Here is an 18806-nt window from a genome sequence, read left to right as displayed (position 1 = left end):
CCTCCTCTTACGCTTTCGCCTTATAAAGTAAATATAAGAAATACGGTACACCGACAATAGAAATAACGATTCCAACTGGTAACTCTACAGGTGTGAAAACTGTTTTTGCAATAAAGTCTGAGGCAATTACAAGAAACATTCCGATTACGCCGCACGTAGGAATTATATACTTATGTTGAATACCGACAAGTCTTTTCGCTATATGCGGTGCCATTAAGCCAATAAAACCGATACTCCCTGAAACAGCAACACATGCACTCACAAGCCCGATACTGCTTAATAATAAAATCGATTTCTCTCTTTCTACTGAAACACCTAAACTTGTAATACTCGTTTCTTCCAATTGGAATAAATCTAATAAATAAGCTTTCTTTTGTATAAGTGGAATTAAGATAATAAGCCATGGTAACATAGCCACAATATACTTCCAGTTCGCACTATATATGCTTCCAGACACCCACACTGCAGCCATCTCGAAATCAGTTGACTTCATTTTGAGTGATAAGTACATAGAAAAAGCTCCAAATCCCGATCCAATTGCAATCCCTGTTAATAAAAGTCGCTGCGAATCTAATTTACCGTTTTTCCAAGAAAACAGATAAATGATGATAGCTGCACCTAATCCGCCTACTAAACCAAACATTGGCATCATCATAATAGAAACCCAGTCTGTGCTTTTTAATTGTCCTTGAAAGAAAAACATAAAAATGACAATCGCTGTTCCCGCTCCGGCATTTACGCCTAAAATACCTGGGTCCGCCAATCCATTTCTCGTAATCCCTTGAATAACAGCACCTGCAACACCAAGGCCTAATCCTACTAATCCAGCAATTACGATACGCGGAAGACGAAACTCAAAAATAACTAAATCATGTTCTGGTACTGGATCAATTCTAAACAGTGTTTTAAATACATCTGTAATCGTAATGTCGAACGTACCATTTGTTAAACTAATATAAATAGCACATAGTATTAAAAATATAATAATCCCCATCGTCATTCCGAAACGTTGACTTGAACTTTTAAGCATGTCTCTCTCCTCCTCTAGTACGGATTAAATAAAGGAAGAAAGGAATTCCAATTAAAGAGGTAACGACTCCAATAGGTGTTTCAAATGGATAGTTTACAAATCTACTCAAAACGTCACATAACGCTAAGAAAACGCCACCAATAACACCTGCACATGGCAAAATCCACTTATAATCTACCCCAATTATAAAGCGCGTAATGTGCGGAATAATTAAACCTACAAAACCAACTTTCCCCACTAAAGCAACTGCTGTTCCTGTTAAGAAAATTACCGATAAAATTGCCATCGCTTTAACTAGTTTTGTACGTTGCCCTAAATTAATAGAAACCTCTTCGCCTAATGAAAGAATGGTAATTGATTTTGATATTAACAATGCTAAAATTATTCCAATTATCCCAAACGGTATCGTGATTTTAATGATATTAGGATCTACTTGATCTAACTTTGCATTAAACCAAAAACTAACATTTTGAGAAATTTGGAAATACGAAGCCATTGCAGCCGATACACTACTTAAAAATGTTCCAATAACTGTTCCTATAATCGCTAACCTAACTGGTGATAAGCCATTTTGAAGGAGCGAACCAAAACCAAATACGATACCGGCTCCTAGTGCAGAACCAATCATTGAACATACAACCATACCAATTGATGACATTCCCGGAAGAAAAATCATGCTAAGTGTAATAACAAAGGCAGCGCCATCCGTCACACCCATAATAGAAGGGGATGCAAGATAGTTTCTTGTCATCCCCTGCATAAGTGCTCCTGATATGGCTAGAAATGCTCCGACTAAAAGAGCTGCAACTACCCTTGGTAAACGTGAAGTAATAATAATATTATGATTTACATCGCTTGAATCAAAATGAAATAATGCGTTCCACACTGTTTCAGCGTCAATACTTTTTGCCCCATACAAAATCGAAAGTATAATTGTAAATAAGATGAGTATGGGTGCTATACATAATATAGTTACTGGTACTGCATTTGTTTTCTGCATATCATTCAACGCACCTTACTTATTGTATTATTTAGATAAATTTTTCACGGCTTCTTTTAAGAATGCTGTTTTACTCCAAGCTGTACCACCTTGTGCCATTGGATCTACAACATTTACAAATACTTTCTTTTCCTTCGCAGCATTCATACTTTGCCAAATTGGATTACTTTCAATTTCTTCTAACACTTTCGGGTTTTTATTTTCACTTGCCTCATATTGTAAGAAAATATAATCTGGGTTAAGTTCAGCAAGTTTTTCAAATGAAATTTTCTCTTGTGCTTTTACAGTTTTCAATTGTTCTGGAGCAGTTAGTCCAAGATCTTTATAAATTACAGGGTTGAAGTATACTCCTTCTGGATATAGGAATAATTCATTTGCTCTTAGTCTTATGACAAGTACTTTTTTATCTTTTAACTTATCTCCTAGTTTTGCTTTTGCTTTTTCAGCGTCCGAATTGTAATCCTTAATAATTTTTTCTGCTTTATCTTTTTTACCAGTTAATTCTCCCATTAACTTTAAGTTATCTTCCCAATTTGTTGAAACGTGTGATACCGGGAATGTAGGAGCTACTTTCGTAAACTTTTCAGCTGTTTCTGCTGGGAATTTCGTACTCGATGTAATAACATCTGGTTTTAATTGTAGTAATGTTTCGAAATTGGGTTGCATTTTCTCACCAACAGATTTAGCACCTTCTAACTCTTTTTCAAGATATTTTGGTAATTTACCACCTACAGTAATGGCACCAACTGGTTTAATTCCAAGTACTGCCGCATCTTCCATTGACTCTAAACTAGCTGTCGCAATTTTATCTACTTTTGCTGGCACTGTATACTCTTTACCTAAATATGTGATTTTTCGTTTTTCATCTTTTTTCGTTTCCGTAGCTTTTGTCTGTTGTTTTTGCTCGCCTGAAGTTTTATCCGCACTATTACATGCCGCTAAACCTACACTTAAAACTGTAACCATCCCTAAAGTAAATAATTTCTTGTTCATCTTTATATGTCTCCTCTCGAATTTTCAAACTATATTCTCAATAAAATTTAACTATATGAACCTTGTCCCATATATATATTTCATTAGATTAATAATTTTATCCAGAACTCATTCCCGTTCACTTCCCCTAGACTATAATTCTTTTACGCCTTCATCACTTGATAATCATTTTCACTGATAATGATTATCGTTACTAAGTATATATTTAATATGAAATTATTTCAAGAATGATTTGAAAAATTTTAACAAACTGAATTAAAAAAAGAAGTATCTCCCTAATATTAGGGAGATACTTCTTTTTTTTAGAAATTTATATGTAATTCAACTGGACAATGGTCTGACCCCATTACTTCACTATTAATTTTCGCTTCTGTTATTTGGTCTTTCATTCGTTCCGAAACAACAAAATAATCTAAACGCCATCCAATATTTTCACCTTTGTAATCTTGCTCTTACATTTATGAATACATACATACGCACTTTATTCAGGTTATACTAATTTCAGAGGTGATGTTCTATGCACAATGAAGGAGTTACATTAACAAATGAGTATTGGCAAGCAATTATTCATAATGATTCTTCCTATGATAGCAAATTCTTTTATGCTGTGAAATCAACTGGAATCTTTTGCAGACCATCATGCAAATCAAGAATACCGAATAGAAACAATGTACGAATTTTTCATCATGCAGAGCAAGCATTAAGTGAGAACTTTCGCCCGTGCAAACGTTGTAAGCCAAATGGGATCACTTTACCTAATGAAGAGTGGGTAGAACAAATTAAAGACTATATCGAAAAGCATTATGACGAATCCTTAACTCTCGACATGCTTGCGGAAATGTGTCACGGTAGCCCTTTTCATTTACAACGTACTTTCAAAAGAATAATAGGGTTAACTCCTATAGAATATATACAACAATTCAGGGTTCTTAAAGCAACCGAATACCTTTTACAAACAAATCAATCTATTAAAGAAATTAGTACTGCTGTCGGGATAGAAAACCCAGAGTATTTCGCTACTTTATTTAAAAAGAAAACCGGATTTACTCCTACTGAATATCGAAAAAAGAACGAAATGAAAGAGGGATACGATAATGAATTCCTACAAAAATAATTATATATATTGGACGCTACTTACACATAAAAATTGGCGATTTCATATTGCTGCAACTGAAAATGGACTATGTTTCATTGGATCACAAGACGAAAACTTTGAAGAATTAAATATATGGGCTAGAAAAAAACTGCCCCAACATATATTGACCCATAGTCCAGATTACTTGCAAATATATACGCAAGAAGTTATCGAGTATTTAGAAAACAAGCGAGAAACTTTCACATTTCCTATCGATGCTTATGGAACTAATTTTCAATTATCTGTTTGGAATACGGTACGTGAAATTCCTTATGGAAAGACATATTCTTATACAGAAATTGCTGAAAGAATTCAAAAACCTAAAGCTGTGCGCGCCGTTGCTTCTGCTATTGCTGCTAACCCTCTTCTTATTACCATTCCTTGTCACCGCGTTATTGGGAAGAATGGGAAACTAACCGGATTTAGGGGCGGATTAGAAATGAAGAAAAAATTGCTTACATTAGAAAAGTTGCAGGTGGAATTCATATGACAACAGAATATAATAGCGCATTATCTATAGCAGTTCCAAAAGAATTTTGTTTCCAAGAAAATTTACGTTATCTATCACGTTCTAACAATGAATGTATGTTCCATATTGAAGATAACAAAATTTATAAAGTTATCCCTGTTCAAGATGTAAATCCTTTAGTTGAAATTAGTGTGAATACAGATGGAAATATTCAAATACGTTGTTTAGAAGAACCATATACATCTGAAAAATCGATACGTGAAGCTGTAGTTAACTATGTAAAAGAATGGTTTGATTTAACTACTGATTTAGCCCCATTTTATACATTAGCTAAACATGATTTACTCCTTCAAGGACCAATTGAACAATATTATGGCCTTCGTACTTTAGGCATTCCAGACTTATTTGAGGCACTTTCCTGGGGAATTATCGGTCAACAAATTAACCTAACATATGCTTATACGCTAAAAAGGAGATTAGTTGAGCAATTTGGAAGTTATGTAGAATGGGACGGTAGAAAACATTGGATATTCCCATCACCTGAAACAATTGCAAATCTACATGTAGAAAATCTTCAACAATTAAAAATGACGACTAGAAAATGTGAATATTTAATCGGTATTGCGAAGCTTATTACAGAGAGAAAATTATCAAAAGAGGATTTACTGCAAACACAAGATGTAAAGGTTGCTGAGAAACAATTAACTGCTATCCATGGTATAGGACCATGGACTGCCAACTATGTTTTAATGCGTTGTTTAAGATTTCCTTCGGCTTTTCCAATTGATGATGTTGGTCTGCATAATGCAATTAAATTTATAACAGGTTCCGAAAATAAACCGACAAAAAATGAAATAAAAGATTTCGCGGCAAACTGGGCTAATTGGGAGTCTTATGCGACTTTTTATTTGTGGCGAGTACTATATTAAAAGAACCAAGTAGCACATTCGTACTACTTGGTTCTTTTTTAAGCTTGCTCCTCAAAACGTCTTGCAATTTCCACAATGACTTGAACGGCTTTTTCCATAGTATCTACCGAAACATACTCAAATTTACCGTGATAGTTTTCACCACCAGTGAAAATATTCGGCGTCGGTAATCCCATATATGATAATTGTGATCCATCTGTGCCTCCGCGAATCGGATGAATATTTGGTTCAATGTCTAAACTTTTCATTGCTTCATATGCAATATCAACAATTTCTCTTACCGGTTCAATTTTTTCAAGCATGTTATAGTATTGATCATTCATTTCTAAAACGACTGCATCTTCGCCATATTTTTCTTGCATAGTCTTCACAATATTTTTAACGTTATTTTTACGTGCCTCAAAATTTTCACGATCAAAGTCTCGAATAATATAATACGCTTTACTTTGCTCAACATCACCATTTAAAGAAAGTAAATGATAGAATCCTTCATAGCCTTCTGTATATTCTGGCGCCTCTTCTACTGGTAAATACCCATTAAACTCCATAGCAAGTTTAGTAGCATTGCGCATTTTATTTTTCGCTGTTCCAGGATGTGTATTCGTTCCGTTAAACGTTAACTTAGCACCTGCAGCATTAAAACTTTCATACTCTAAACCACCTAATGGACCTCCATCCATCGTATAAGCGAATGATGCACCAAACGCTTCTACATCAAAATGCGCTGGCCCACGACCAATTTCTTCATCCGGTGTAAATGCTACTCTTATTTTCCCGTGCTTAATTTGCGGATTATGTATTAAATGGTTCATTGCAACCATAATTTCTGTAAGACCAGCTTTATCATCTGCTCCTAGAAGTGTTGTACCATCAGTTGTAATAATGGTATGTCCTTTATATGATGGTAATTCCGGGAACTGCTCTGGTGTTAACACAACATTTAGCTCTTCATTTAACGTAATTGCATTACCATCAAAATTTTCATGAATTTGTGGTTTGACGTTTTTCCCTGTAAAGTCTGTTGCCGTATCTAAATGGGCTAAAAATCCGATTACAGGAACATCCTTGTCCGTATTAGCTGGAAGTGTTGCCATTACATAGCCATTATCATCCATCGTTACTTCTGTTAAACCAATTTCTTTTAGCTCTTCCACTAATAACTTACCAAACTCAATTTGTCCTGGTGTTGTTGGTACTGTATGACTTTCTTCATTTGATTGCGTATCAATTTTTACATATCTCGTAAATCTTTCAATAAGTTCTTGTTTCAAGTTCATTCACTCCCTTTTATGTTTCTCCCTCCATTATAATCCTTAAAACGAAATATTTTAACTTTTTTGACTGTGAAGATGTATATTTCATTTACATAGTTAACACTTTTAAACGAATGATAAAAAGACATAATATTTGTACATTAAAACTGTAACAGGTAACATACATAATTATAAAATATGGGAGGTTGTAAAGATGAGGCTAACTCTCTTTCGCTATTTTCTTTTTTTCTTAGGATTAATTTTCTTTGGCCTTGGAAACGCTCTTGCAGTCAAAGTTAAATTTCTCGGCTTGCACCCTTGGGAAGTTTTAAATATGGCTCTCTACCAAAAGTTTGGATGGACCATCGGTACGTGGAGTGTCATATGTGGGTTATGTCTCGTTCTAATATCTTTACTAGTAGATCGAAAATATATAAATGTGGGGACATTTTTGAATGCACTACTTATCGGTCCCATTATGGACTTTTTCTTACAATCAAACATGCTTCCAGACGCTAGTAATTATTTATGGATAAACTTACTCATTTTATTTTCTGGTATTGCCATTACAGGTATCGGGGGAGGTATGTACGTTGCGGCTGGGATTGGCGCTGGACCCCGTGATGGATTCATGCTTACTATTTCAGACAAAACAGGACTTTCTATTAGCCGTGCTAGAATCATAGTAGAATGTATTGTACTAGTTATTGGATTTATGCTAGGAGGTCCTGTTTTCATCGTAACTTTTCTGTACACCTTTATTCAAAGTCCAATCTTTCAGCAATCATTTAAGATGTTTCAAACACTTTTACATACTTTACATGGCAAAAAGAAAATTAGCGAACATATTTAAAGTACAGCTTAATACAAATAAATCCACCCTATTTACGACTCTCATCGCAAATAGGGTGTTTCTGCTTTTATCTCGCAATTTAAGAATATATACTACTCATTTACAATAAAAGTATATACATCATCATAAATACAGCCATTTACTTTAATCACATACTTCCCAGGTTTATTAAAACTAATTGTGTATTTATTTACCTGAATTGCTTCTTTATCTCCAGAAAGAATATCAATGCTTCTGCCACTTAATACATACAATTCATTTAGATTCATCGTTACATCAATTGTATTGAAATTTTCTACTTTCACTTGCTGTGCTTCCGCAACGCTTACACTTGGTTCTAAAAACAGTAGTCCACTTAATCCAATCGTCCCCGCTAAAGCAACTCCCGCAAACTTTTTAATCTGTTTCATTACAATGACCTCCTTATAGATTTTGCGTAAAGGTAATGTCCTCCCTTACACCACAAAGCCTATATGTAATGAAATGAAAAGTAAACGGGGACTGTAAGACAAAATTCTACATCTTTTTCTCCTATTGAATATAAATCCAACGTTTGGAGTTTTGACACATTTAAAATTGTTTCCCTAAACCAATTTCCCAATAATTTATTCAAATACTGAATAATTACTTATTGATTTAACATTCTAAAAATAGTTGATAAAGATGCTTTCTATTCAAAAAAAGACTTTGCTATAAAAGTAACTTTTACAACAAAATCCATGCAACTAATTTTATTCCGCTTTCCATAATCTCTTTATATTCATTAATTGTTCTTCTTTAAACTCCATCTTATATATATCCGGTTTTGACGTATTCATTAAAAATTCAAAACCATATTGTTTATCAAAATAGTTCATCATTAATGTCATAACAAGCCCATGTGTACCAATTACAATTTTGCATCCTCGAAAATCCATTAAGATTTCTTTTAATACTTTCACTACTCTTCTCTGGCAATCTGCATATGACTCTCCTTCCGTTCGTGCAAAGTCCGGATTAGAGAACATCTTCTGTACAAGTGGATACACCTCCTTGTCTGATATAACCTGATCCTCACTTGAAAACATACACTCTTTAAGATTTTCATATACTACTATTTCTTTTTCATGGAAATTAGCTGACTCCTCTATCGTTAGCATAGCCCGATTATAAGGACTGGAAATAAAAGTATCAATCCTCTCCGCTTTTAATATGTCAGTTACTCCACGGGCATCCATATGTCCCCTCTCAGTTAATCCACGCATTCTTTCATTTCCTTCTAGTTTTGGTGATTCACCATGTCTAACCATATAAATATATGTGCTCATAATTTCTCCTTAAAATTTTTTATAAAGTGAAACTTTAATCAGCCCTCACTAATCGGGCTGCCCGGCAAATAGCGAGATAAGTTAATAAATCACGTTCATTTATCCCATTTCAACACTTAGGGGTAATACTAAAATACTTTATAAACTGTGCTGATTTGTTCGTCTAATCCATTCTCCTACTAAACTCTCAAATAATTCAGGCTGCTCAATTTGTAAATTATGCCCTGCCATATCTAACACTGCTAATGTTGCCCTTGGATATTCTTCAATAATTTCTATAATATTTTGATAACCTACTGATATATCTTGTCTTCCAGTCAGTAAAAGAACGGGATTTTCATATTTTTCATGCTGAAAATCCATAGCAAGAGAGTAATTCTTTTGCAACCTTTCAATAAATTCATAATTAGCAACATCTAACCCAGGCTTAATTTCTTCTTTAAATCGCTTATATGTATATTCATTTGCTATTACAGCTAACTCACAAAACCCCTCTCTTTCTGCGGAAGTGAGCGTATTTAAAAATTCCTGATCTTGTACAATTACCTGTTTATCTGGAAGAATCCTTTTTTCTGGCTCCGCTACAACAACAGGACATACTAATAATAATCCGCTAACTCTCTCAAACATCTTTGTAAGTATACCTTTGGCTAAATAGCCTCCATATGATTCTCCTACCAATAAAAATTTTTCAGTAGAAATGATTTCCTCAATAAATGTGATAAGCACTTCTACTATACGATCTGAACTATTTATCCAATTTGGAGCATTCGATTTTCCCATTCCAGGTAAATCAATATATATTCGCTTATAACCTTCATATTTCTGAAATACTGATTCCATACATTTCATCATTAACCTATGGTCAGGGGCGCAGCCATGTATGATAATGACCGGTTTACCCTCTCCCACAATTTCATAGTATATTTCTGCATCTTTAATTCGATATATCATAAAAAAGCCTCCCTATTTAGTGGCAATACTATTCCACTCTGTAAGAATACACGTTCTTATTTTATATCTTTTCTCAACATTTTCACAAATATTAATTTTTAGATTAAAAATAAAAAGCTCACCAAAAAAGATACTCATCATTTTATATGCAATTTTGCATCTCCACTTACAAATCACTAAAAAAACTTTACAATTCAAAGGATGACTAAATATACAATTTCTATTTAAAGTCTTGATACAGTCTATACTATCAACCGCAATATTTTTTCAACCTTAAGAATACTTACACTCTTTAACACTTTCCTTATAAACATGATTTTTATAAGGAAATCTGATACAATTCTTAAATAATATTATTATGTATAGATATAACGAACATAGTGCATAATTAAAGAAGGTGATTTCATTGAAATTAAATAAAAATTTACAATTATGTATATTAATCGGAACATTAATATGCTATTCAATCTATTTTATGTTTTTCTATCTGTTCCCTACTCATTTTTCAAATTCAGATGTACGCTTCGCTTCACTTATCATCGAAGCTATTACATTTGTATCACTGATTTACTCTATATATTCTAAAAAAGTCAGTTCAAATCCATTTTGGATATGTATTACAATAGCAATTGGTAGTTTTTTATTAGGGAAAATAGTATATACATATCAAGATAGCTTCTTCGAAATTCCAATAGATCGTTTTACTATTTCTGATGTATTTTACATGTTTTTTCTATTTTTCTGTCTTATCGCTTTCTGCTATAAAATCTTAAAGGAATGCAATAAATGGGAAAAAGCGTTCTTTATTTGTGATATATGCATAGTGCTTACTTCCATATTTACATTAGAATGGTATTTATTTAATCAACCAAATTTAAATATATTCGCTCTTTCACTAGGAGATGTTTTCCTTTCATTTTTATATCCAATTGCAGATTTATTATTTCTACTGCTAGGTGTTAGTCTCTTTTTCCGTCCAACAATTTTTAATTCCAAACGGAAAATTTATATCTTTATTTTTGTATTAATAAGTTCTGCAACTTTTAACTATATTTATTTTTACTTAAATAACCACTTATCAACTGAAACGATAATATTATTACGTCTTTTATATAGAATACCTATATTACTTATTGCAATAGCTGGCTCTATTTCAGAAGATCATAATAGCCATAAAAATTATTTCATTGTAAACCCTATAATAGGAAAAAAAGCTTTAGTTGTATTTCCCTATCTTGCTGTTGCAATACTAATCGGGTTTACATTAAAAGAACAAACATCATCTTCAACTCTCATTACAGGGAATTGTATTACTTTTATTTTCGTACTCATTCGTCATTCTATCGTACGTATGCAAAACAATTCCTTAACAAAACGTTTACAGGCATTTAATGCCCAACTAGAAGAAAAAGTTACTGTACGGACGTCTGATTTAGTTCATAAATCAGAGGCTCTTTCTCAAAAACAACAAAAGTTTAAATCATTATATGAATATCATCCTGACCCTATTTTCACCATTGATTTAAATGGAACATTCTTAAATGTAAATAAGGCTGGGAGTGTACTACTTGGGGCACCAACGGATGAGTTACTAGGCGAAACTTGTTTTTCGATCATTTTAGATGAAGATAAGCATAAGCTAGCATTGGCATTAGAAAAAGTGAAACAACAAGAATCGGCATTCTTACAACTTAGTTCTCAATATAAAGATGGCTTTACTTATTTTTTATACGTTACAATCATTCCTATTATAATAGACGGACAAATTTCAGGAAGCTATATTATGGTGAAAGATATTACTGCACTAAAAAAACAGCAAGAAGAAATAAAATATTTAGCATTCCATGACACTGTAACGAAAATTGGGAACCGTGCCTTTTTCCATAAGAAATTAAAGAGAGTTATAAAAAATGCTAAAATAACAGAAAGCGAGTTTGCATTATTATATTTAGATTTAGATCGCTTTAAAGCAATTAACGATACACTTGGACATTCGTCAGGAGATTACATTTTAGAAGAAGTAGCAAAGCGATTCCAATCATGTCTTCCATCACATACTCATCTTTCAAGAATCGGTGGCGATGAATTTACAATCATAATTGAAAACTATACTGACGAAGATTACTTATTCCAATTATGTAACCAATTATTTGAATGCATGAAAAAATCATTTATCATACATGAGCATAAATTAACTTTATCACTGAGTATCGGTATCGCTATTTATCCACATTCCGGAATCGATACCGCTACACTTCTGAAAAACGCTAATGTTGCAATGTATGATGCAAAAGCAAAAGAGCTTAATTCTGTCTCTATTTATGACGATGTAATCGCTAAAAAAATTGAAAGACGATTACGATTAGAAAAAGATTTACCAAACGCACTACAAAATGAAGAATTGTTCCTTTTGTATCAACCTCAAGTTGATAGTGAATCTAATAAAATTATCGGTGCAGAAGCTTTAATTAGGTGGAATCATCCTGAATTAGGTATTATTTCTCCATACGAGTTTATTCCGATTGCAGAAGAAACACTACAAATTATTTCAATAGGTAAATGGACATTAGAGCAGGCTTGCAAGCAAATGAAACGTTGGCACGCACTCGGATATTCACATTTAAAAATAGGTGTAAATTTATCTGCTAAAGAATTTGAACAAGAGGATTTTGTAAAATCTATTTCTTCTACTTTAACAAATACAGGTTTACCAGCAAGCTCTCTTGATCTTGAATTAACAGAGCGAATTGCAATGATGGATGAGCGAGAAACATTGATAAAACTGCGTACACTAAAAAGTTTAGGGATTCACATTTCTATCGACGATTTTGGTACAGGTTATTCTTCGCTAGCCTACTTACCTTTGTATCCAATTGATACGTTAAAAATCCCGAGAGAATTTATTACAATGTCTGAAACATGTGATGATGGAATGGAAATTATTAAAACGATCATCACATTAGCAAATACATTAGGAATGTCTGTCATTGCTGAAGGTGTAGAAACGAAAGAGCACGTAAATTTCCTTCAAAAAAATAAATGTCAGTTTATTCAAGGTTATTATTACAGTAAACCTATCCATATTCATGCATTTACTGAGCTATTAGAAAACGGCATTCACCCATAGTACATAACTAATTAGAACAAATATAGCAAAAAGGAAAGAAGATACCTTCTTTCCTTTTGTTTTTCTATTTACATTTCTATTACTTCACCACTTCATTTATTATATCTATTATTTGATGAATTCCCTCATCATTTGTTTTCTTATATCCATTCATGTTTTGAATATATTTCTCCTTATTTGTATACAACTTATTTACTGCATGTATAAATGTATTCGTACTTACTCTGTCTTGGAGTATAACTTCCGCATATCCTTGCCGTGAAAAATATTCAGCATTTAAAACTTGATCTCCCCTACTAGAACTGTTAGTTAACGGGATAAGCAACATCGGTTTCTTCAAAAATAACAATTCAGAAATAGCAGTAGAACCCGCTCTAGAAACTACAACACTTGCCATATTTAGTATATGCGGCAACTCGTCGCCTATATATTCAAATTGCATATATCCCTCCATGCCAATAGATGGGTCTACCTTCCCTTTACCACATATATGAATAATATTAAAGTTTAATAGTATTGTATCTACACATTCCCTTACCATATCATTTATCCACTTAGCACCCTGACTCCCACCCATAATTAATAATACTGGTTTATCTTGCTGAAATTCACAATATCTTCTTCCTCGTAATACGTTACCCTTCTCAATTTCTTCCCTTACAATTGGTCCTACATAAACCTTCTTCTCATTACTTACATTTTCTCCTGTCTGAGGAAATGTTGTGCATAGCTTTGTAGCAAAAGGTAATGCTATTTTATTGGCAAGCCCTAATGTGCTATCTGGTTCACGTATAATTATAGGCACACGATTTAACCATGCTCCTATAGCTACAGGAACTGAAACAAATCCTCCTGCTGAAAAGATAACGTCAGGCTTTGTTTTCTTAATTAAATTATAACTTTGTAAACAACCGCGTATAATTTTAAAAGGATCTTTAAAATTCTCCCAATCCCAATATCTCCTAAGCTTTCCCGTTGAAACACTATTGTATTTAACATTTTGCACTAATGATTTTTCAATTCCATTTTTGGATCCAATATACTCGACTCTCCAGCCTTTCTCTATAAATTTAGGAATTAATACAATATTAATCATAACGTGTCCGGCTGTACCGCCCCCAGTAAAAAGAATCGTTTTGCTCATAACTTATACCCACCTTTATTATTAAAAATCTAGCTTTCTCTTTACCTTTTAAATGTAAATAAACTTATTATTTTTTATATAAATCTTTAACTCCACCTCTATATCTTGTAAAAGATCGTTAATGAGTTCATAAAAATCATTTCCATACTCACTACACTCGTATTGAGCAAAGATTTGAATCACATACCTAGTTTCCGTCTCTAATGCTGACTTTATTTGATTAACCCTTTTTTCTTCTACATACGCTTGATATTTATGTATTGCCTCATACAGACGCAATACATGCGCTTCTTCATCTCTCCAATCCAACGTATCAACAATTGAAAGAAATAGCGTATTTTGATTATCTATTATTTCATAATCATTCATATATTTCTTACACCCTTTTTTGTTTTTCATTGCATGCAGATGTCACTACACTTCGCATACTCAAGTACATCTTTTAATGATTGATGAAATTCAATTTCTGGGATCCAACCTAACCTTTTTATTTCCTCTATTGCTAAACTCTCATTTGAGTCGCTCCCACTTTTCCCTGTTTCCTCTATAAAAAAATTTAGCTGTGTTAATTCTTTATATTGTTCTAGTACATTTAATAAAGATTGTTTTACTCCTGATCCGATATTATATTGTTTTCCATTTATTCCATCTCGTAATAACACATGATACGCTTTAATCGCATCACGTACATCTAGAAAATCTCTACTATCTTTCAAACTGTTTACTTCAATAATGGCTTTACTTCTACCTGATTCTATATCTATCATTTTCTTTGCGAGAATCGAACAAATGCCATTCGATTCCCCTGGACCAATTAAGTTTGAGGGCTTTGCAATGATAATATTTGAATCCATTAATCCTCCCCAAGCCTCTGCAATAATGACTTGCATCGTTTTACTTAAACTATATGGATTTGAAATTTTTATTTCGTTCATACTATCTGCTTGCAAAGCAGATCCTATAACTAATGTTCTACAATGCGAGGCTTCTTGCTTAATTGCTTCTAATAAATATAACGTTCCTATTACATTAATCTCTATATACTCAAGAGCAGCTGTCCAAGATTCTATAACCGAATTCCTTCCTGCTAAATGCAATACGTAGTCTGGCTTTATTTGTTTCATTACCTTCATTACTTCGCTCTTATTAGTTAAATTACACGTAATACCATTTCTAATTTTTTCTCTATGTGCACGATTTTGAAACATAGGAATTACATGAAAGCCCTGCTCTAAAAAATAGTGGCAAGCATGGCGTCCTGTGAAACCATTTGCACCAGTTATTAAAAGGCTCGCATTTTTTTTCATCGCAAAAACCCTCCTTTTAATAGCATTTGTTTCACCTCATGTTTTGCAAGCAAGTCTTGTTGAGAACTAAAACTCTTCACATCCACTAGCGGATAGCTAGAATAATATTCTTGAAGTCCTTCAATAGGAATCGTCGGTAGTACCACAAAATAATTTTGATCAAAACTTATACTTGTTTTACTCTCTACCTCAGATAGAAGCATTTCACTTAATTTTTCACCCGGTCTTATCCCTACCTCTTTCACCTTAATATTTTCTTTTTTTGAATCTTCAATTAATATTTCTGCTAAATCTGTTATTTTACATGCCGGCATTTTCATAACAAAGATTTCCCCGCCTCTACCTTGATATACTGCTTTAAATAACAATCCAACAGCATCTTCAACTGTTAAGAAAAATCTAGTCATATTCGCATCGGTAATCCCTACTTGTGAAGATCTTTTAATTTGTTGTTTAAAAAGTGGTACTACACTTCCACTCGTTCCTAAAACATTTCCACCACGAACACAAATGAATTTTGTTTTCTTCGTTTGTATATTCGCATGAACCATTAATTTTTCACCAATTGCTTTTGTCATCCCATACGTATTTGATGGATCGGCTGCTTTATCCGTTGAAACATATATAACTTTTTCAACTTGCATCTGTATAGAGGCTTCAATTACATTTTGCGTACCATGTATATTGGTTTTTATAGCTTCATAAGGATAATACTCACATACTGGAACATGTTTTAAAGCTGCAAGATGGAACACATAATGTACACCTTGGCAAGCATAGACTAGTTGATCTTTATCACGAATATCTCCAATAATAAATTTTAACCTATCATCATTTATATACTTTTGCTGCATTTCAAACTGAACCGTTTCATTTCTTGAAAAAATTCTAATTTCTTTCGGTGATTTTTCTAATAGTTGTTTTATAAGTTCATGCCCCCACGAACCTGTCCCACCAGTAATTAAAATTATTTTATTTAACATTCTTTTTCCTCCTACGAAACATCTCAATTTAAATAATATTTATTGAATTATTTTCAATTGATTCAAATCATAATCGTCGTTTGTTACATTTAATTGACAAAATAAAAAAACAGAAACTATTAAACATAGTTTCTGTTTTTCATTTCACCTCACAACAGTAAGATTTTTTATACTGTTTGCATGATAAATAAATTCCTTGTAAAAAAACACCGCTCATTTATTTCTTATACTCGTAATAAAATAAATAGAATGATTCATAGCCAATAATCATGTTTAAATTTATGAAAAAGGGAGGTAACGGAATGGACCGAAGCAATTCAAATCATACATATAACGGACCTTCCAAAGCACTGCCTCTCTCCCTATTCGACGTAAAAAATGAATTAAAACAAAAAAGCAAGCTTATTCCTTCTGACACCATGTATAAATTAACGAAAGAAGAACAACTCATCATCAACAAAATAAAAATACAAACAGAACAGCTAAATAAAAATAATGTTACAAGAACACGCGCATACTACCAATTTTACATTCAATATCCAGAAATACATTGGGCACTGCTTGGACATATGGTATCACGTAACGGCGGTTGGAATATGACTGATTTAAAGGGGGATTTATATACGAGAATTTTATCAGAGAAAGATCAATTCATATTTTTTTCTTTTTTAGAAAGAGGGAATTGGCTTATTTTCCAAGATGTATACCCTCAATTTTTACTTTACGAACAAAGTGTAAAGAGATCACAAAAGTTATTTCACCTTCTTTCTCACCTAAATGTTTCTACATTTATGGAAACGATGTGGAACCATTTTTGGAAAACAGGTAACAAAAAAACTTTAGCGATTGCAACTATTATTAATGAACAAAACTACTTAGAAAAAAGAGTGATTCAAAATGTACAATTTAAAAAGACTGTACTAAATAGTATTGGATTTAAACTCTTTGATTTCTTTCAGTTTAATCATATTCTTTTCCCATTCTACGAAAATGATAAGAAACAAAAAGTATTACTATTTGGTGATACAATGAAACATTTCACTTCCTTACATGAACGGATATTAATCGGAAAAAGATTGTACTCATTATTATTTCGAGATACACATGTTTTATCTCAAATAATAAGCTGGGCTCAACACCATCCACATACAGGATCAAGGAAAGATTACTGGCCCCATTTATTTTCAAGTGTAAATGAATCTTTTTCCCGTGAGTTTTATAAGCGCCGAATAAAGAAATGCCAGTTACGAAATGGCGCTTATCGCATATACAGCCCTGCACTCATCTATGCATGGCGAGATATGAAGCATGACGAAGTTGACAGTGAAGATTGGTTTACCGATTGGCAAGTTGTAAATTACTTAGTTGATAAGGAGGAAAATATAAATGGACAAATTACAGAAGACTACTGCAAAACACTCGAAAAAATTGAACTCGCCATTCTCGCAAAGAAAAATGTCCTCCTCCGAGAAGAAGAATGAGTTTCTAGCATTAGTAGTTACAATCTTTCTCTCTTCTATTATTGGAACTTGCTTAGATGCCTTTTTTGTTCATAAACAAATATATTCCTTTCCGGCTAGGCCCTTCTCATCCACATTTTCGGTTAATATAGCTTTTACATTGTTCGTACTGCCGATTTTAACAGTTATCTTTATACACATTTCAAAAAAATTATCTAAAGTTTCTAGAATTTTATTTATTATTTCAATCGGTATTTGTGCTAGCCTTTTTGAACAGGTTGCTGAAAGTTTAGGTTTATTTGTACATAGCGCGAATTGGAACCATACATATTCTTTATTTGGTTATATGATTTTTCATTCTTTTATTTGGAACGTATATAATTGGATAAAAAAATAAAGAGACCATTATAGGTCCCTTCTTAAGCATACTCTTCCGTTATTGCTACTGGTGCCAATGTTTGAAGGCTTTTAGAGCGTAAACGATAGGCAACGACTTTCTTCTTATATTGCTTAATGACATCAACATGTTCCTCATAGCTATATAGAGAAAATCTAATCTCTTTATTCCCTTTCTTCGTATCAATGACTATTGGTGTCCCTTCTCCTTGCGGCGGGAAATAATGTTTATCTAAAAACAAAGCCTCATTAAATTCATGAATAACTTGTAGTTTCATTTCTCCCTCTATATTTTTTCCATCTATCGATATAGAAGTATTTTCCGCCTCAAGCTTTTGATGCAATTCAAATCTACTAATAATTGATTCTACAACAGAAGTGGGCATACTAGAAACTAGCACTTTAAGAGCGCCAAAAATAAATAATGTAACTATAAACCATGTTGTCATTTTCATCATCTCCATTA

General features: G+C 32.9%; 19 protein-coding genes and 1 pseudogene. 7 read left to right on the top strand and 13 right to left on the bottom strand.

Going from position 1 to position 18806, the window contains the following annotated elements; genetic code table 11:
• Positions 1–7 precede the first annotated feature (7 nt).
• From ACZDYH_RS04730 to ACZDYH_RS04715, 4 genes and pseudogenes are all read right to left on the bottom strand, one after another.
• Positions 8–1030, bottom strand: a complete 1023-nt coding sequence (locus ACZDYH_RS04730) for a FecCD family ABC transporter permease (RefSeq protein WP_000920450.1) — start codon at positions 1028–1030, stop codon at positions 8–10.
• The gene (locus tag ACZDYH_RS04725; RefSeq protein WP_001173042.1) at positions 1023–2030 is read right to left on the bottom strand and encodes a FecCD family ABC transporter permease; all 1008 of its coding nucleotides are present in this window, start codon (positions 2028–2030) and stop codon (positions 1023–1025) included. The genes ACZDYH_RS04730 and ACZDYH_RS04725 overlap by 8 nt, the downstream gene beginning before the upstream one ends.
• A 27-nt stretch (positions 2031–2057) precedes the next feature.
• The gene (locus ACZDYH_RS04720; protein ID WP_001035506.1) at positions 2058–3023 is read right to left on the bottom strand and encodes an iron-hydroxamate ABC transporter substrate-binding protein; all 966 of its coding nucleotides are present in this window, start codon (positions 3021–3023) and stop codon (positions 2058–2060) included.
• Between the two features lie 302 nt (positions 3024–3325).
• A pseudogene (locus ACZDYH_RS04715) lies at positions 3326–3463 on the bottom strand (exodeoxyribonuclease III); the annotation flags it as partial.
• 77 nt (positions 3464–3540) lie between these two features.
• Here ACZDYH_RS04715 and ACZDYH_RS04710 point away from each other — a divergent pair.
• The 3 genes from ACZDYH_RS04710 to ACZDYH_RS04700 are packed head-to-tail and all read left to right on the top strand — an operon-like array spanning position 3541 to position 5556.
• Positions 3541–4137: a bifunctional transcriptional activator/DNA repair enzyme AdaA gene (locus tag ACZDYH_RS04710; RefSeq protein WP_016123262.1), complete on the top strand. Its 597-nt coding sequence runs from the start codon at positions 3541–3543 to the stop codon at positions 4135–4137.
• On the top strand, positions 4118–4648 hold the full coding sequence (locus ACZDYH_RS04705; protein WP_001089840.1) for a methylated-DNA--[protein]-cysteine S-methyltransferase: 531 nt from the start codon (positions 4118–4120) through the stop codon (positions 4646–4648). The genes ACZDYH_RS04710 and ACZDYH_RS04705 overlap by 20 nt, the downstream gene beginning before the upstream one ends.
• Complete coding sequence (locus ACZDYH_RS04700; protein ID WP_023522808.1) at positions 4645–5556, top strand: DNA glycosylase; 912 nt, start codon at positions 4645–4647, stop codon at positions 5554–5556. Before ACZDYH_RS04705 ends, ACZDYH_RS04700 begins: the two co-directional genes overlap by 4 nt.
• A 38-nt stretch (positions 5557–5594) precedes the next feature.
• Here the strand turns inward: ACZDYH_RS04700 and pepT are convergent, their stop codons facing one another.
• Positions 5595–6827, bottom strand: coding sequence for a peptidase T (pepT, locus tag ACZDYH_RS04695; RefSeq protein WP_000807014.1), 1233 nt, complete (start codon positions 6825–6827; stop codon positions 5595–5597).
• A gap of 196 nt (positions 6828–7023) precedes the next feature.
• Between pepT and ACZDYH_RS04690 the strand changes: the two genes are divergently transcribed.
• Complete coding sequence (locus ACZDYH_RS04690; protein WP_001241256.1) at positions 7024–7662, top strand: YczE/YyaS/YitT family protein; 639 nt, start codon at positions 7024–7026, stop codon at positions 7660–7662.
• A gap of 92 nt (positions 7663–7754) precedes the next feature.
• On the opposite strand, the gene ACZDYH_RS04685 is transcribed toward ACZDYH_RS04690, so the two are convergent.
• From ACZDYH_RS04685 to ACZDYH_RS04675, 3 genes are all read right to left on the bottom strand, one after another.
• Positions 7755–8072, bottom strand: coding sequence for a hypothetical protein (locus ACZDYH_RS04685; protein ID WP_368968766.1), 318 nt, complete (start codon positions 8070–8072; stop codon positions 7755–7757).
• 321 nt (positions 8073–8393) lie between these two features.
• Complete coding sequence (locus ACZDYH_RS04680; protein WP_097920683.1) at positions 8394–8969, bottom strand: histidine phosphatase family protein; 576 nt, start codon at positions 8967–8969, stop codon at positions 8394–8396.
• A gap of 138 nt (positions 8970–9107) precedes the next feature.
• Positions 9108–9923, bottom strand: a complete 816-nt coding sequence (locus ACZDYH_RS04675) for an alpha/beta fold hydrolase (protein ID WP_065485007.1) — start codon at positions 9921–9923, stop codon at positions 9108–9110.
• A 406-nt stretch (positions 9924–10329) separates the two neighbouring features.
• On the opposite strand from ACZDYH_RS04675, the gene ACZDYH_RS04670 reads away from it, so the two are divergent.
• On the top strand, positions 10330–13050 hold the full coding sequence (locus ACZDYH_RS04670; protein WP_141435867.1) for a sensor domain-containing protein: 2721 nt from the start codon (positions 10330–10332) through the stop codon (positions 13048–13050).
• A gap of 79 nt (positions 13051–13129) precedes the next feature.
• On the opposite strand, the gene ACZDYH_RS04665 is transcribed toward ACZDYH_RS04670, so the two are convergent.
• Genes ACZDYH_RS04665 through ACZDYH_RS04650 form a run of 4 tightly spaced genes read right to left on the bottom strand, consistent with a single transcriptional unit; the run spans position 13130 to position 16484 of the window.
• A complete protein-coding gene (locus tag ACZDYH_RS04665; protein WP_000047564.1) occupies positions 13130–14194 on the bottom strand; it encodes an undecaprenyldiphospho-muramoylpentapeptide beta-N-acetylglucosaminyltransferase in 1065 nt (354 codons plus the stop codon).
• Between the two features lie 48 nt (positions 14195–14242).
• A complete protein-coding gene (locus ACZDYH_RS04660) occupies positions 14243–14593 on the bottom strand; it encodes a DUF6572 domain-containing protein (protein WP_015055176.1) in 351 nt (116 codons plus the stop codon).
• Positions 14590–15501, bottom strand: coding sequence for an SDR family oxidoreductase (locus ACZDYH_RS04655; protein WP_000739075.1), 912 nt, complete (start codon positions 15499–15501; stop codon positions 14590–14592). Before ACZDYH_RS04655 ends, ACZDYH_RS04660 begins: the two co-directional genes overlap by 4 nt.
• Complete coding sequence (locus ACZDYH_RS04650) at positions 15498–16484, bottom strand: UDP-N-acetylglucosamine 4,6-dehydratase family protein (protein ID WP_016123264.1); 987 nt, start codon at positions 16482–16484, stop codon at positions 15498–15500. Before ACZDYH_RS04650 ends, ACZDYH_RS04655 begins: the two co-directional genes overlap by 4 nt.
• A gap of 302 nt (positions 16485–16786) precedes the next feature.
• On the opposite strand from ACZDYH_RS04650, the gene ACZDYH_RS04645 reads away from it, so the two are divergent.
• Together ACZDYH_RS04645 and ACZDYH_RS04640 are read left to right on the top strand one after the other, a co-directional pair.
• Positions 16787–17965, top strand: a complete 1179-nt coding sequence (locus ACZDYH_RS04645) for a DUF2515 domain-containing protein (protein WP_149215318.1) — start codon at positions 16787–16789, stop codon at positions 17963–17965.
• On the top strand, positions 17940–18341 hold the full coding sequence (locus ACZDYH_RS04640) for a CBO0543 family protein (protein WP_033692454.1): 402 nt from the start codon (positions 17940–17942) through the stop codon (positions 18339–18341). Before ACZDYH_RS04645 ends, ACZDYH_RS04640 begins: the two co-directional genes overlap by 26 nt.
• 22 nt (positions 18342–18363) lie before the next feature.
• Here the strand turns inward: ACZDYH_RS04640 and ACZDYH_RS04635 are convergent, their stop codons facing one another.
• The gene (locus ACZDYH_RS04635) at positions 18364–18789 is read right to left on the bottom strand and encodes a YfmQ family protein (RefSeq protein WP_016123265.1); all 426 of its coding nucleotides are present in this window, start codon (positions 18787–18789) and stop codon (positions 18364–18366) included.
• Between the last annotated feature and the right edge of the window lie 17 nt (positions 18790–18806).

Source organism: Bacillus sp. EB V-12 (assembly GCF_056158125.1).
Note: the sequence above shows the minus strand (reverse complement) of the source record. Positions and strands in the feature narration are given on the sequence as shown.